The organism is Pseudoalteromonas sp. GCY (assembly GCF_016695175.1).
GTDB lineage: Bacteria > Pseudomonadota > Gammaproteobacteria > Enterobacterales > Alteromonadaceae > Pseudoalteromonas.
Genome location: NZ_CP068023.1, coordinates 1,031,820 through 1,047,092 on the forward strand (window position 1 = coordinate 1,031,820; position 15,273 = coordinate 1,047,092).

The window sequence follows — 15,273 nt, forward strand, 5'->3', positions numbered from 1 at the left end:
GTTATTTTAAATATGTTTGCAGTGCTGTTAAGTCCACCTTGGCTTGTAACTTTGCCGCGATTAAATATAACCCTGCCAACTTGCGGTGAATAAACAACGCATCCACAGGTGGAGTATGCCATTCGTCACAGCGGTTATTCAATGCTAGCCCTTTTTCGCTTATCTTTTTACTCAGCTGACTATTAGCAAAATCAAATGGGCTGTCACAGCGAAGTGGAGTCGTTGCAAGTAAAAACAGTTCAATAACCGCGTCACAATACTCAGGTGAAATATCGGTATCGAAATAACCAATGTTGCACGCTGCTTGTTTAACTGCTGCATGATTCTGTTCCATCGCAGCCCTTAACAAGTTTTTATAGCCACTGCTAATGGTATCGCTGACTACACGCGTTGCGCCAAAGTCTAGTAACACAATTTTGTGAGTATCTTTGTTAAATAGATAGTTGGCAAAGTTAGGATCGGTTTGTATCAATTTAAGCTCGAACATTTCAATAAAGAAGAGCTCGATCAGTGCGGTCACGATGTTATTGCGAACAGGTTGAGGTAGAGCAACAGCTTCAGCTAGTGGTTCGCCATTGACATACTCCATAGTCAGCAAGTGTTGGCTACTTAGGCTTGGATATACCAGAGGGATTTTAAAGCGCGTATCTTTTTCAAGTCCGCGGGCAAACTGCTGTAAATGGTCCGCTTCTTGTTGGTAGTTAGTCTCTGCGAGCAATTGCGATTTAGCTTCCGCTATTAGAGGCGCAATATTGATCCCCTTAGGAAGTAGACCAGTCATTTTGATTAGACTCGCTACGTTGTCTACATCGCTTTGAATACTTTTTGCCACTCCTGGGTATTGTATTTTGATAGCAAGTGGTTGCCCGCTTTCGGTATTGGCTCTGTGCACCTGTCCAATAGACGCTTGTGCAAAACTTTTAAGCTCAATATGGCTAAACTTATCGAGCCAGTCTTGCCCTAATTCTTGTTCAAGTACGCCAACGAGCTGCTTGTGCGGCATTGGCATGGCGTCTGAACGCAGGTGTGAAAGCAACATCGCAAGTTCCGGTGGTAGAAGATCGCCTGCATCCATTGAAAGTAATTGACCTAACTTCATTGCCGCACCACGCAAATGGCTCAGCTTTTTTGCAACTGCGTGAATGTTTTTGCTTTGTAGTAGTAAATCAGTGCGTTTGATTGGCTTTCCTTGAAATGCCTGCTTTGCACCTTCAAGTAGCATATTTGAAGCAACTTGACCTGCTAGCCCACCTAAGTGAGCGAGGCGACTAAACCTTGACGATGGTACTTTTCGTGAGCTATTTTTCAAACTTAGACCCTTAGCGGTACAATTTTATTTCACACACGAACAATACGACATACTCTACTGTAAGGTTCATCTCTCTGTGAGCGGTTTTGAGATAACGCACGTATAAAAGGCTGTCTAAAACGTTGGGAGGATGCTATGTGGTGCGCAGATTGCGAAGCAATTGAGTCGTATTTTTTTGAAACAACTTACTTTTGGTTTTTCTTGCCGACCAGTAATGCTGAGCAAAACTTGATGCGGATGTGCATTGAAATGGGACTAGCCCCCAAGTTAGTGGCAGACAAGTGCATTATGGTTCAGGTGAATAAAAACGGACTTTCTACGTTTTTAAATAATATCGGTGGTTGTTTAGCAGGGCCTGAGTTTGGCCAATCTAAAGTGACAACCATGGCACAGGAAGGCCACCCTGATATCAATGCGATTAGCCGAGTCGCCAGTGTCGAAACTTTCGTGCGCCGTCACCAAGCGCGGTGGATTAAAACTGCGGTAGAAAACGAGACCTATCAAAGCTGGTTTCAACCTATTGTACGAGCATATTCGGAGCCGGGAAACCTCGATGTGTTTGCAAATGAAGCGCTATTTAGGTTATTCGATGATGAAAATAATATGGTGCCACCACACCTCGTTTTTAATTTAGCCGAGCAAAGCGGTTTACTTTTTTCTCTTGATTTAATCGCGCGAAAGTCTGCTGTGGAGCATGCTGCAAAGGCGAATTTAAATTCCAAGATATTCATAAACTTCAACCCTTCTAGCATCTATGACCCGTCATATTGTTTGCGCTCGACCGCTTCTGCGATTAGTGAGCTGGGGTTTCAACCTCAGGACATCGTATTTGAAGTGACCGAGACACACCAAGCTCGGGATATGAATCATTTGAAAGGAATTTTGGCGTTTTATCGTAGCTGTGGCTTTGGTGTTGCACTAGATGACATTGGTTCTGGGTGGTCGAGCTTAAATATGTTGGCGCAGCTGAGGCCAGATTATATAAAGATAGATATGGAGCTGGTAAGACACATCGACACCAATCAACACAAGCGTAATATTGTCTCTCATTTAATCCAGCTCGCACATGAAAATGGTATCGAAGTAATTGCTGAAGGGGTGGAAAGTCGTGCAGAAGCACAAGTGCTCCGAGATATTGGAGCAGATTATCTACAAGGTTATTATTTCGCGAAACCAGCAGCGCTGAGTACGCAATTGTCTAATAACCTTGAAGAGGAGATAACGCAAAAGGTAAAGCCCTTATCAAACGCCGCTAGTCAATTTGATAAATTGTGATAAATAAGCAAGAGGGGGAAGACGTTTTTAAAGAAGCCGAGATAGTATCCCTCTTCGAGTTGAAGCTGCCTTTTTAGGAGCGTACACATTTGAGGTGGGTGTCTGGTTTAAGTTATTGTTTAGGTTTAGAGATCACTTATTAATGTGTTTAATAAATGTTTTATATGTTGATTATTTGTTTCTCTGCTGCCAGTATAGTCATTAGCTAGTTTCCAATTTGGAAACTTTAAACAATGATCATTAAGGAAATAAAATGAAACTGAGCCTTAAGAAAAGGAACATGAAAGTACTCAATAAAGACAATAGCCAAGTTGTTAAAAATGCCACAGCGCAAATTGCTGGTGGTTATAATCGAGGTTATACAGACTTTTATTTTTGTGGAACAACGCATTGTCCATCTGCGTATCCGGAGTGTGAAACGATGGGGTGTAACGCGTAACCTCTCTATAGTCAGCGCCTACTCATCAATTCACAGGTTTGTTCTGGATCTCAAACCTGTGAATTGTAATTCTGTGAATTCCTATTTTATCAAATACCTTCCAAAGTGCTTTTGCGTTTATCTGCTACAACATTGTAAAAATCACAACAAGCAGAGATTGACTCTCTAGATGCTTTAAATACACGCTACTTTTGTATTTAGGGCTTTGTATCGAACACTCTTGTTGTAGTACGACTTTAACGTTTTACTCTTTTTTGATTGGTATGTTATATTGTATCAGTTAGGTGCATCCATGACGAAGGAGAAAGCGTGAACGCAAAAGTACAGTCGTTTGGAGACAAGGCAGCAATTGGGTTATCTATGCTGTGCTTAGTCCATTGTTTAATATTACCTTTTTTATTATTTGTACTTCCTCCCTTTGCGGGTTTATTAGCGCTCTCTGATGAAGCCTTTCACGAATGGTTACTAATAGCCGTGCTACCCATTAGCGTATTGGCCATTGGATTTGGCTATTTGCGGCATAAGTCAGGTCTTGTGGTGGGTTTGGGGTTAGTGGGCTGCACACTCTTGGTGCTAGCAACTATTTTAGGTGAACAACGCGGAGAAACCTTGTTCACAGTGCTTGGCGCTATGCTCATCTCTTACGCTCATCTTCGAAACTATGCGCTGCGTCGCAATTTTCACTAAATAAACCCTATTTGGAGTTACTATGAATAGCCTTATGCCTATAGAGCCGTTGCTTGAGGCGGACTCAGTGCATCATCAGCAGTCAGAACACGCTACCGTGTTAACCAAGATTTATGAGCCCGACACCAATATTGTGATTTGGCAACATGCATTATCACCTGCTTTGAAAGCAGAGTTTGGTCGCTACTTAGAAACAGAAAAAGAGATAGAATTAGCGCTACAAATTGCGACTAGCAATATCACTTGCGAAGTTAGTGAGCCGTTAAAGCGGTTGAATTTTAGCGATACGATGGTGGCGCATATTATTGAAATAGTAGATATGTTTAGCTGCTTATTTGAACTTCGCGTCGTTGGTTTACGGTTAAAAATGCTCAAGACTGCAATGTGCCCGAAATTTCATGTTGATAAAGTGCCAGTACGACTGGTGACTACGCTAGCAGGCGCTGGCAGTGAGTGGCTTAGAAACCAGCATGTATCAAGGGATGGCAACAAACTGACTGTTGCCCCGGAAGCAGACGCAATACAGCTTGCCTGTGGGGATGTGGCATTATTAAAAGGTGAGCGTTGGGACGGTAATGAAGGCCGTGGCTTAGTACATCGCTCACCAGCGGTAGTAATAGGAGAAAAACGATTGCTACTGACGTTAGATTTTATCGCGTAGATTGGATTCATTATGACAACAAAATTAACTGCATTTGTATTTAGCGCTATTTTTAGTCTCTCGCTGTTGGGATGCCAATCGGAGCCTTCAAATATCGGTACCTCCGCGGTAAGCGGCCAAGCAACGGCCGTATCGCTTAAAATCGCGACTTGGAACATGGAGCATTTAGCATATCCATCGAGCGCAGGATGTAGGCCTCGTGACGAGCAGGAGATAAGCGCACTGCGCGATTATGCAAAAGGGCTTAATGCAGACGTTATTGCGCTGCAGGAAGTCGCATCGGTTAAGGCATTAGAGCAGGTCTTTCCAAGTAGTGAATGGCAATTACTGATTTCAAGTCGAGCTAATAGCGCGACGTACGACTGTAGAGGAAGTGACAACGTCTCTACACAGCAGAAAACCGCGTTTGCGATTAGAAATAACCTTGTCCCAAGCAAAGTGGATAACGTGAGCGAACTTAGCGTGGATGTTGAAGGGCTAAGACATGGTCTAGTTATAACCTTAGATACTCAGTTTGGTGAGCTTTCAGTGCTTAATGTCCATCTTAAAAGCGGCTGTTTTGTTGATAACTACTCGACTTCGGATAAAAAAGCTTGTCGACTGCTGGCAGAGCAATTACCAGTACTTAAGTCTTGGTTGGAGAAACACGCAAATAGCAACACCATTGTGTTGGGCGACTTCAATCATCGTTTAAGTCATGGCGACAATCAATTTTGGCAGCAGTTAACCAAGCACCAAAATAATGCTTCCGCACCTTTGGTAAACGCAACTAAAACGCTGACAGGTTGTCACCCACGTTATCCTGTGCCGATTGACCATATATTGCTGAGCAACAAACTTGCAAACACGGTGAAATTCGACCCCAGCGTACACTTTTTTGCGGATATGTCTGAAGAGAAAATGCTCAGCGATCACTGCGCTATTTCGGTGTCAATTAGCATGCGTTAAGACGGTTGTTCGTTGCACCAAAAGGGAGCGCATATAGCCAAAAAGTAAACCGCTGACGTGCAAATATTATCAAGGTCTAATCGCCAAAAGCGGCGTCTTTAACGGTAACTTTAGTGTTGAAATTAGACCTTATTTGCTTTAGTCTGCTGCGCAAATTGAGCTGAGTTACATAGACTTAGCGCTTTGCATTCAAAGGATTTGAACAATGACTAAACGCTTTTGGTTTACCACGCTTTATGGTGTATTGCTGGCAATCATTTTATTGGTTGTGAGCGCGCCTTCTCTGGCTTATTTAAGATTTAAAGATGCGTCGGTAGCGGATCCTCACTTCTCTCAGCTACAAGTTAATCTCGATATTAATAGATCTGGTGCACTTCAAGTTACTCAGCAAGGCATATTGCAAGGGGGAAACTTCGATTGGCAGGGGCTCGCGCAAACAATTGAGCTGGATGTGAGGTATCCAGATGGTACACACTATCTGAGCGATATCAGCATTGACTCAGTAAAAATCGACGAGCAAGAAGTGCGTTATGCACTGAAGTATAACTACGATAGAAGTGCAGTCACGCTTGTAATAAGCAAAGAGCAGCTCCCAAAGCAAGGACAAGCTCAGCAATTTGAAGTGCGATATCAATCAAAAAACCGTATGCGATTTTATCCGGCATTGGATGAATTGACTTATGCACTCTTTCCGAATGTTAATCTGAAAATAAAAAAGCTTACCGTCTCCATTCTCTATCCTCAAACCGCGACGCTCAAGGAACACCAATTGTTTGTCGATCACCTAAAAAATGATGCGTTTGTGATAAGCGATGGAATGATTGACGGACGTAATCAACTCCTATTTGAGAGCCAATATGAGATAACAGATAAAGCACGGGGAGAAATCGCCCTCGCGTTTGAAAAAGGTGTATTTAAGGATAATTATCTTTACCGCAAAGTATGGTATCCGTTTAGAGTGTTATTTATTGCTTTGCCGTTTTTAATATTATTTGCATTGGCTGTGTGGCAAACGCGTAAACGCCTCCATGCGTTGCCAAAACTTGCCGATGCACTTCCTTGTTCAACTCAACCACCAGACTTACCGATTTGCTTGGTGAGAGAACTGGTTGCTGCAAATATTGAACGCATGCTGACAGCAAGAGACGCGTTAGCTGAGGTGTTAAAGCTTGCTGTGGTGAAACAGTTAACGATTAGCGAGCGAGGTAAAAATAATGATGAGTTTAGTAATGTTGACCCAAAAAAGCTGCATCAAATTCAGTTAAATCCTGAAGCGCCAAGCCAACCAGAAGCGGCAGGGTTAAGCGGTAAATTGCAACGTTATTTTTATCAACAGCAAGACGTTCAAAACTCGAGTGGAAAACGCAAGCGAAAACGAGTGATAAAAAACCGCTTTGTTATCGATAAAGGAAACGAGGGGAGAACGTCGTTCACAGAAATGATATGCCATTATGTAAATAGTGCCGAAGTGGGGAAAGCTCAGCATAATGTAAACTTTCCTGCTTTTATTGTGCCTATTCTACTTTGGCTAACTGCTTCTTTTGCTGTGATTGGACTGGGGGCTGGCGATGGTTGGCAAGTGTTTGTGGGCAGTTTAATTGTGGTCTTATTATGCACTTCAATGTTGTTAATTGCGGTGGTTATTGTAGAGATGTTCATAGAACATCGCAGCGAAGATAAAAAGAGCCGACAAATGTGGCTTGTACGCGCGTTAATTTATATTCCTACGTATTTATTTTTATTATGGATGTGTGTTGATGGTGGTGATGAGCTGGTGAATGGCACCAGTGTGGTTTTTCACTTCTTTTATCTTGGTTTTATTGCGGCCTTCTTTTCGTTTATCGGGCCTTCCAAGCAATTTAAAGCTTGGGTGTTGCAGTCTCAGCAATTTTATCAATACATTAAACTTAAGAGTCAGCACTGCTTCGCTGAAGGAGTCGAAAAAGCGGAGTACGAAGCATTGTTACCTTATGCGTATGCATTTGGTTTGTTGAATGAATGGATAAAAGGGTATGAGGCTTATCTAACGGCAGAGCAGGACGACACTACGCCTTTGATCCCTTGGATCCGGTATAAAAAAATTACCGAGCCGAGAGAATTAAAACAACATTTAAGTTGTCTTGAAGCGGTCATGCCTGCAATATCATGTGTGGCCTATGATAAAAATATTGTGTATTAGGGCCTGTTGCTAACATAAGCAGTTATTTGACAACCGCACCTGATGAATAACTTAAACGAAAGGAGTGTGCTATGCCATCCGCAAACTTACTTGCCTTGCTTGATGATGTCGCTGCGCTAACAAAATTAGCCGCAACGAAAACCGCTCCGGTGTTAGGAGACGACCTTGCCGTCAACGCAGAGCAACTATCGGGCGGGATCAAACCAGATCGGGAGCTTGCAGTGGTATGGAAGGTGTTTAAAGGCTCCTTGCTGAACAAGTTTATTTTAGTTCCCGTTGCCTTGGCTTGCAGTTACTTTGCGCCGTTTATGATCCCCATTATGCTAATTTTAGGGGCGCTGTACTTGCTGTTTGAGGGTGGTGAAAAAATTCTCCACGCCATTTTTCATCGGCAGGAGCAACAGCAAGAAACCGATGAGTTTGTCAAAGCGCTTGAGGATGAGAGTGTTGACCTAGTCGAGTTTGAAAAAGACAAAATCAAGGGCGCTATTGTTACCGACTTTGTTCTGTCGGCGGAAATTATCATTATTGCGCTGGGGGCGATTGCTGATCAGCCTTTTGAAAAGCAAGCAATAGTCCTTTCGTTAATTGGACTTGCGCTGACAATCGGGGTTTACGGAATTGTGGCCCTGATTGTTAAGCTTGATGATATTGGTTTAGCCATGATTAAGGACGCAAGTAAGACTACACTTGCGGCGATAAAACGTAAGGTGGGTAAGGGGTTGCTTTATTTTGCCAACGGTCTGATGGAGTTTTTGTCGGTCGCCGGTGTGCTGGCAATGCTTTTAGTTGGCGTTGATATTTTGGCTCACCAGTTCCACTTACTCGAAGAAATTGTTCACGCTATTGAAAAGCTGATCCCTGCAATGAGCTGGCTTTTGAGTATTATCGCCAAGCTCGGATTGGGTGCGGTGATTGGTGTCATTATTGCGGCGGTGCTAAGTCAGTTGTTGGCAGTGTTTAAAAAAGTATAGATAATCGCAAGTAGCCCGTATATTTCAGGGCTACTTGCAGAGCTTTTCGATTACCTTCTAATCGGCACTTGCTGGTTGACTGGCTTTTGCGGTGCTTCATTGAGGCTTTGTGGTAATAAACGTTTTGCTTTACGCTGCTCTCGTAGCGTAAATTGCAGCGCTTTTAAAATCCGCGCATCCAATGGCGTTTCGCAAAACGGGCTTAACAGGTTGTTCTCTTCCGTCGGATCTTCACTCAAGTTATAACACTCGTATTCACAGGGAATGAACTGAGTGGTTGTTATTCCGTCTGGGTTGCCGACGCCAACGACATTACTCACAGACGATTGCGTGGTAGGCTCATCGTTACCACCAAGATCAACTAAGTTCGGGTCTTGCTCATAGAATCGAGCGTTATCAAAATAACGCACAAACTTCCATTTCGTGTCACCGCTGATATCCGGTAGTTGCGTTACCACGGCTTCGATATGATTCGGTTGGATAATACTATTGTAAGCTTTACCGGTAAGCATGTTCGTCATATCACTGCCAACCTCGATGTTGTCATCGGTCATAAAGTAAATGGCTTCTTCTTTGGGCGACGTTTCACCTAAAATGACGTTGGCCAGGTTTCTGCCAACGAGTGGCTGTGCTTCACTGTGATCTTTAGCAAGCTGAGTACGAGTTTGCTCAATATCTATATCCGCTAGACCAAGCAGGGTAGGCAGTAAGTCGATGTGTGATGTGGTGATATCAAGCTGCTTAGGTTGGTTGAAAAGCACAGGATTAGAAATAATAAACGGCACGTTTAATACTTCTTGATACGCGGTGTACCACTTTTGATGTAGACCGCCGTGAGCACCAAGTAGCTCACCATGATCTGAGGTAAAAACAACGATAGTATTTTCATAAAAAGATGACTGCTTTAATGCGTTAAATACCTGTTCTATATGCTTGTTTACTTCTGCGATAAGGTAGTAATAAAACTGTCGATAGGTTTCATCTGGTGGCTGTGGTAGATACATATGCGGGTACATAAGCTGATAGTCTTTTTGGCATCTAGGCTTGTCCATTAAGCTTTCAGTTTGGCTTGGGGCTGGCGCAACACTTGGAAGGTTACCGGCTTCTTTTTCGGCGTAAAAGTTGGAAAACCAATCTTTTTGTCCCATTAATACAATGTCATGAGGGTTTACGAATGAAGAAACCAGTAAAAATGGCGTTTGGTCGCCGTTTTGTGCCTTTTCTTCAAGTTGTTTAAGGGTTTCACAAACTTGATTGGCAAATCCCGGATCTCGAGATGTACCTGAATTGTTCTCTGCAGCGCCATGAGGTTCAGGACCTATCCATTGACTAAAGCCAAACTTATCTAGACGCTCTGAGCGCTCATAGAGAGCTTGTTTTGCTGGGTAAGGCTCTCCGGTTTCAGAGTTACTATACAGCGCTTGCTGACTCCCCGGTACGATAATATCCTCATCGGAGAGGTGCCACTTACCACGATAGTAGGTTTGATAACCCGCTTCGCGAAACCAAGAGCCCATGGTTGGCACCGTGTTGGGAGCCAGCCAGAACATGTTTTGATCAAATGACGACTTGCCAATTCCAGGTGTTTGGCTCACGCCGTGTAGTGATGGATATTGTCCCGTGTAAATGGATGTTCTACTCGGTGCGCATGCCGTTGCTGCTGCGTTATGATTCATAAATTCCATGCCACAACGGCGCATTTCTGCCATACACGCACTGTGCTTGAGTCGATATTCTTTTGCTTGTGAATTTTCGTAGGGCGGAGGGAAACGCTCTTCATCGGTGGTGATGATTAGAAAATTCGGTTGTTTGCCATTAATCTTCATTACAATCTCCTTTTAACTTGCACAGGCCAAATGCCCACGGAGAGTGTAGTTGAAGATCCTTAGGTATTTGCGCTTTGTGTAATTTAATTGTTTTTTTGTTTTAAATAATGTGTAAAAACAACGTTCTGTATTTTCTCAACCACGAATAGAAAAAAGGCCTTATCGGCCTTTATATATGTTTTGGTATTTGGTGAGTTACCAGTCGCCTGGGTCGCCGCCATCTGAGTCGCTGATCTCCTCGTAAGTACCGCCAGTGTCAATACTCAGCTGTTTAAGAAACTGAAATGTAGGGGTACTAGATACCGACTGAGATGCAGATGAAACATCTAATACATACATCTTATCTTTATTAGCCAGAATATTTTGCACTGTGCCTGTATAGATTGTGGCATTGAATTGCACTGGTGGTAGCTCAAACAGGTATTTAGAGTTTACGCTCGTTTGCCAATTTGAGCCGCCACAGCTAGAGACTGGACTGTCATTTTCGCCGCCATCAGTAGAACCATACACTCTTAGCAGTGCGCCATTAGCGGCTTCCGTTGAGTAATTTGCTCTTAACTCATCAGCGCCATCACACATAGCTTGTGCAAGTGCGGTTAGCCCCGAGCACCCTTCTGGATCTAGTTGATAGAGTGCCATCATTGCCGCATTGAAACCGACAAACCCGTTAGTTAGAGATTGAATTTGACCGCCACTAGCAAACGTTTTCACATTTAACTGTTGGCCATTAATTGTGGCATCTAAAAAGAACTTTGATACTTTTTGCACTGCCTGTTGCTTTGAGAATGAACATCGGCTTTGTCCATCTGGGCGCAACGTGTTCATTGAACTACTGCGGTCTAAAAAAAGCACGCCATAAGATTCAGGCGCAGCGAGCGAATTGAAACTCGACATTGTGGTTGCCAATACAATGGCAGATACTAAGATTTTCATCATCGTGAACTCCATGTCAAAAGATACCATTTGCATTATCTAATCGGAAAATCTCACGGCAGCGACAAGATATTGTTCAAATGGTGTAAGAAGTATCTGGCTGTACTGCTGATGCAGATACATGATTTGCGCAAGTAAAAAAAATGAACCAATTGGTTGCAAATTTGTTGCGCAGCGTAAGGGTAGGGTAGATTCTGATTTTATCCATTACACCACATTACAGCGATAATTTATTTTTAAAACATAATGTTACATTGATTTTTGACGTAAATTTTAGTGCTTTCAGGATGTTATGTTTAGCTGCCTGATATAATAGCGGTTGCGATTTAGTTTCTAAAAAATATACAGTAGGATGAAGTAAACAGTATTCAAAAGTACGAAATAATAAAAACAATGACAGGAAGTTTTATGAAGCGATATCTATTTTCTCTCTTAGGTTTAATTGCCAGCGTAGCTGCTGGTTGGAAGCTTACCCAGTATCAGTCTCATTACACTTCAGATTATGTTGATGTAGTGTTGCCTTCACAAGTGCTTAATGAAGATCGAAAGGTCTTTATTCGCCTCCCGAAAGGATATGACAAGGCACATAGTTATCCACTCATTATTCGCACCGATGGCAACTTTAATCTCGCGCGGTGGGATGAGGTACTAAGTAGCCTTGCCGAACAAGGTAGGGTAGAAGATGCCATTTTAGTGTCTATTCCCAATCAATTTTGGACAGAGACCCGCAATCGCGACTTAGTACCACCTTATGCTCGGCAAGATGTTGCGATTGAGGCTCGTCCAGAGAGTGACAATGACCCTGCCATTTTTGGTCGTGCAGATCGTTTTTTGCAATTTGTTGAAAGCGAGCTGTTACCCTATTTAGAAGCTAACTACTCAATTAACGACAACCGTGTATTAAGCGGGTTCTCTGCTGGTGGAAGTTTTGTACTTTATACCATGGTGACTAAACCTGCGCTTTTTGATGGCTACTTTGCTTTCAGTCCTGCTGCGTGGTATGACGACTCGGTCGTCGTAAAAGAATTCGCAAAAAGCCTAGCCAATATTCAAGGCAAACCTAAGTATATTTACCTCTCCATCGGCGGTGCTGAGAATGACATCATTACGGGGTCATTTCGCGGTTTATTAGATGCACTTGAACAGCATGCGCCTGCCAATGTGCGTTGGGGACACAGCATTAGCGAGGGCGCGGGGCATTCACAAAATCCAGTGGTTTCCGTGCCACTTGCGTTGAGTGAATATCATCACTTTAGAAAAAATCAGTTAATGTAAGTGTTGCAATGCTTTGATTTCAGAAAGCAAATGTTTTTGTTCGCTTTCACTTAGCCCTTCAAGCTTAAGCATGGCTTGGTAGGTCTTTAATAGCGATGGCTTATCTCCTTTTTGCTGATAAGCCGTGGCCAATTGCTGCAGTGCATTGAGAGACGCTGAGTTGTGCTGGCTCACAAAGCTGAACAGGTTGATGGCCGCAGTGAAGTTACGTTCGAATAGGGCGCCATACCCGAGCGAAGTCAGTGCGTCGTAGGGGTAAGCCTTGAGTCCATATAGTGACTTAGCGATGGCGACATGATTTTCCAGCTGAGTGACACCGGCGGCCGCTACCTTCAAGGATGGCTGATAATGGTTAAAGAGGTGCTGCAAACCATGATAATAGCTCGGGTAAACGACGCTCATATGGGTTTCGCCGCTAAAGTGCTGTGCTTTGAAGTCAATTCCATTTGGCTTTCGCCAAGCATCATTAAGACGTTGAAATGGCTGCGTTATGATTGCGCTTTCGTCTGCCATGCTGATGTAGATACACTTGTTGATTAACGCTTTTGCCAGTAAGTCATTTAATAATCGCTCTTTATCCCACCAAAGGCTTGGACTTGCCAACATCACACCATTAAATAAATCGGGTTTTTCAAGTAGCGCATAGGTTGCAAACAGCCCGCCAAATGAGTGTCCTGCTAACGCGCGATAGCCTGATGTGCGATAATGCTTGTCTACGTAAGGGATGAGTTCTTTGTCGATAAATTGCAGTAGCATTTCTGCACCGCCCGGATTTTGCTGCCGTGTTGGACCTGCAAAATGTCCCAGTACCGCAAGGCTGCCTTTGCGATAAGGCGGGGTAAGATCTCGAGTGCGGTGTTCGTTGGTTTCGATGGCAACAATGATAAGTTCCGGTATTTTATGTTGTTGTGCCAAGAAGCGAGCCGCTGAAGCGGTATGTTCAAGATTGATCTGACCATCAGTCAGATATAACACTGGATAGCTTGTATTGCCTTGCTCATAGCTTGGTGGCAGGACGATATGAACCGTTCTTTTTTGCGAAAAATAAGCGGATGAAAGCTGCAGTGTCGAGTTCGAATCTACTGATTTATTAGCAACAGCGCTACCAATTGACAGCAATGTAAAAATAGCCACGATAACAATGTGAGTAACTAACCTAGTTTGCATAACCGCTCGTTCCTTGCTTAAAAATCATCGCTAATTTAACACGAGTCAAAACGACAAGGAACGAGTTATATAGCAGCGCCTAGGAATTATTTGTTTTGTCTCCTAACTGATTAAACTGTAATTTAACTAAAAAAGACGGCTGAAATGCGTGGCCACCACATCATGACAGCGGCTGCACTTTGCTCTGTGAGTCCCACGATAAGCGGGATGGCATATAGGCCTAAGATATAAACAGCAAACATCCATTGTCCGAGCAGGGCGACACATACCCAGCTCTTTACGGCACCATTCAATACACTAAAGGGACTAAAAAACTCCCCTGTTGAATTGGTTAGATTGAGTGAAGACAAAATACTTAGCCTTATAAATCAATAAAATTGGTATATAAAATGACAAGGTTTTGCAATCTCGTCGCTTTGATTTTGAAAATCAAAGCAAAGAAAGTAGGCCGAATTTTAAAAATGATGGTGTTAAGTTTACTTAACCTGATGTAATGGTTATTTACAAAGTTAATTAGAATGCTTTTGGTGTGGCTGTTAGAGTTTCTGTGTCTATCAATATTCCTTCAATCACCATGACTATTGAAAACTATTACCTACTTTTGCTTAGCCTATGTTGCACTTTGGTTGTTGCTCAGTTCTTTGTAAAAGAGAAAAAAGCAGCACATTTACTCTTTGCTTTAGTGTGGCTCAATTGCTTTGGCTACGACCAAAAAGCTGACTCAGGACTCCTTGAATGGATATCAGTATTTAATTGGCATGGGCGCTTGTGTGACCTGTAATGGGTTTTGGTTGCTTGCACGGGCACTATTTAGAGAAAAACATGCCGTGTTAAAAAGACATATTGTCTTTGCAATCGCCATTGCTGCTTTGGTCGTGTGGCGACAAGGTTATTTGTTTATCGACAGCCAATTACACATGACTTCCAGCGGATTTGTTGAGTGGCTTAACATTGCGGCGTATGAGCTTACCTTATTGTTGTCATCTAGTGCACTTATGCTGGCATTTTGGGAAGGGTGCCGAGGGTTTTCGCAGTCTCAAGGGCAAGAAAAAGCACAAAGGGTGCTATTCTTATCCGCTTATTTTATTTGCGTCGCAGGCACCAAATTAGTCGAAAATCGTTTTGCCGATAATCGTGAGGTTCAAGAATGGGCAGTGACAAGTGCAGCCATCCTCATCATATTGACGGCACAAGTGTTACTGTATTGGCGATTTTCATCTCAACGTACAATTACATCCGTTAGGTGCGTTGAATCAAATGAATCAACACAAACCGAGGATGATATTGCGCTCCAGCAACAAGTGGAACACTTTCTGATCGTTCAAAAAGGCTTCCTCAAAGAAGGGTTAAAAGTTGCTGACTTGGCTCAGCAATTCAATGAACCTGAATACAAGATAAGCCGGGTGATACGACAAAACCTGCAAGCGCGAAATTTCAGCCAATTGGTCAATGAGTTGAGGGTTGAGCATGCCAAAGCGCTATTGCAGGACCCCGCTAAACAGCATTGGCCAGTTCGTTGGACTGGAAAGTGGTTTCGCGTCGGTTGGGCCATTTACTAGAGCATTTAAAATCGCCACGGGAACCACGCCAAATCAATTTA

14 protein-coding genes are annotated in these 15,273 nt (G+C 43.1%); 9 read left to right on the top strand and 5 right to left on the bottom strand.

All coding sequences use genetic code 11. The annotated features are described in order from the left end of the window. Position 1: 1 nt before the first annotated feature. Positions 2–1,309: an ABC1 kinase family protein gene (locus tag JJQ94_RS09755; RefSeq protein WP_236596574.1), complete on the bottom strand. Its 1,308-nt coding sequence runs from the start codon at positions 1,307–1,309 to the stop codon at positions 2–4. Between the two features lie 135 nt (positions 1,310–1,444). Between JJQ94_RS09755 and JJQ94_RS09760 the strand changes: the two genes are divergently transcribed. From JJQ94_RS09760 to JJQ94_RS09790, 7 genes are all read left to right on the top strand, one after another. Beyond that, positions 1,445–2,584 carry an EAL domain-containing protein gene (locus JJQ94_RS09760; RefSeq protein WP_099030855.1) on the top strand — a complete coding sequence of 380 codons (1,140 nt, stop codon included), beginning with the start codon at positions 1,445–1,447 and terminating at the stop codon, positions 2,582–2,584. A 253-nt stretch (positions 2,585–2,837) separates the two neighbouring features. Continuing rightward, positions 2,838–3,023, top strand: a complete 186-nt coding sequence (locus JJQ94_RS09765) for a hypothetical protein (protein WP_069020990.1) — start codon at positions 2,838–2,840, stop codon at positions 3,021–3,023. Between the two features lie 309 nt (positions 3,024–3,332). Continuing rightward, positions 3,333–3,710, top strand: coding sequence for a MerC domain-containing protein (locus tag JJQ94_RS09770; protein WP_099030856.1), 378 nt, complete (start codon positions 3,333–3,335; stop codon positions 3,708–3,710). 22 nt (positions 3,711–3,732) lie between these two features. Continuing rightward, a complete protein-coding gene (locus tag JJQ94_RS09775) occupies positions 3,733–4,371 on the top strand; it encodes a DUF1826 domain-containing protein (RefSeq protein ID WP_099030857.1) in 639 nt (212 codons plus the stop codon). A 12-nt stretch (positions 4,372–4,383) separates the two neighbouring features. Continuing rightward, the gene (locus tag JJQ94_RS09780; RefSeq protein WP_099030858.1) at positions 4,384–5,319 is read left to right on the top strand and encodes an endonuclease/exonuclease/phosphatase family protein; all 936 of its coding nucleotides are present in this window, start codon (positions 4,384–4,386) and stop codon (positions 5,317–5,319) included. A 205-nt stretch (positions 5,320–5,524) separates the two neighbouring features. Then, entirely contained in the window at positions 5,525–7,498 is a 1,974-nt protein-coding gene (locus tag JJQ94_RS09785; protein ID WP_099030859.1) for a DUF2207 domain-containing protein, read from the top strand. Between the two features lie 71 nt (positions 7,499–7,569). After that, positions 7,570–8,472 carry a DUF808 domain-containing protein gene (locus JJQ94_RS09790; RefSeq protein ID WP_099030860.1) on the top strand — a complete coding sequence of 301 codons (903 nt, stop codon included), beginning with the start codon at positions 7,570–7,572 and terminating at the stop codon, positions 8,470–8,472. A 50-nt stretch (positions 8,473–8,522) separates the two neighbouring features. Here the strand turns inward: JJQ94_RS09790 and JJQ94_RS09795 are convergent, their stop codons facing one another. Together JJQ94_RS09795 and JJQ94_RS09800 are read right to left on the bottom strand one after the other, a co-directional pair. Further along, positions 8,523–10,298, bottom strand: coding sequence for a sulfatase-like hydrolase/transferase (locus tag JJQ94_RS09795; RefSeq protein ID WP_099030861.1), 1,776 nt, complete (start codon positions 10,296–10,298; stop codon positions 8,523–8,525). A 195-nt stretch (positions 10,299–10,493) separates the two neighbouring features. Next, on the bottom strand, positions 10,494–11,234 hold the full coding sequence (locus tag JJQ94_RS09800) for a hypothetical protein (protein WP_099030862.1): 741 nt from the start codon (positions 11,232–11,234) through the stop codon (positions 10,494–10,496). Between the two features lie 405 nt (positions 11,235–11,639). Here JJQ94_RS09800 and JJQ94_RS09805 point away from each other — a divergent pair, with 405 nt between their 5' ends. Next, a complete protein-coding gene (locus JJQ94_RS09805; RefSeq protein ID WP_099030863.1) occupies positions 11,640–12,506 on the top strand; it encodes an alpha/beta hydrolase in 867 nt (288 codons plus the stop codon). Here JJQ94_RS09805 and JJQ94_RS09810 read toward each other — a convergent pair. Both JJQ94_RS09810 and JJQ94_RS09815 read right to left on the bottom strand, forming a co-directional pair. Beyond that, the gene (locus tag JJQ94_RS09810; RefSeq protein WP_099030864.1) at positions 12,498–13,673 is read right to left on the bottom strand and encodes an alpha/beta hydrolase; all 1,176 of its coding nucleotides are present in this window, start codon (positions 13,671–13,673) and stop codon (positions 12,498–12,500) included. The genes JJQ94_RS09805 and JJQ94_RS09810 overlap by 9 nt on opposite strands. Positions 13,674–13,795: 122 nt before the next feature. Then, the gene (locus JJQ94_RS09815; RefSeq protein WP_141557617.1) at positions 13,796–14,023 is read right to left on the bottom strand and encodes a hypothetical protein; all 228 of its coding nucleotides are present in this window, start codon (positions 14,021–14,023) and stop codon (positions 13,796–13,798) included. A 348-nt stretch (positions 14,024–14,371) separates the two neighbouring features. Here JJQ94_RS09815 and JJQ94_RS09820 point away from each other — a divergent pair, with 348 nt between their 5' ends. After that, positions 14,372–15,232, top strand: coding sequence for an AraC family transcriptional regulator (locus JJQ94_RS09820; RefSeq protein WP_236596575.1), 861 nt, complete (start codon positions 14,372–14,374; stop codon positions 15,230–15,232). Positions 15,233–15,273: the final 41 nt, after the last annotated feature.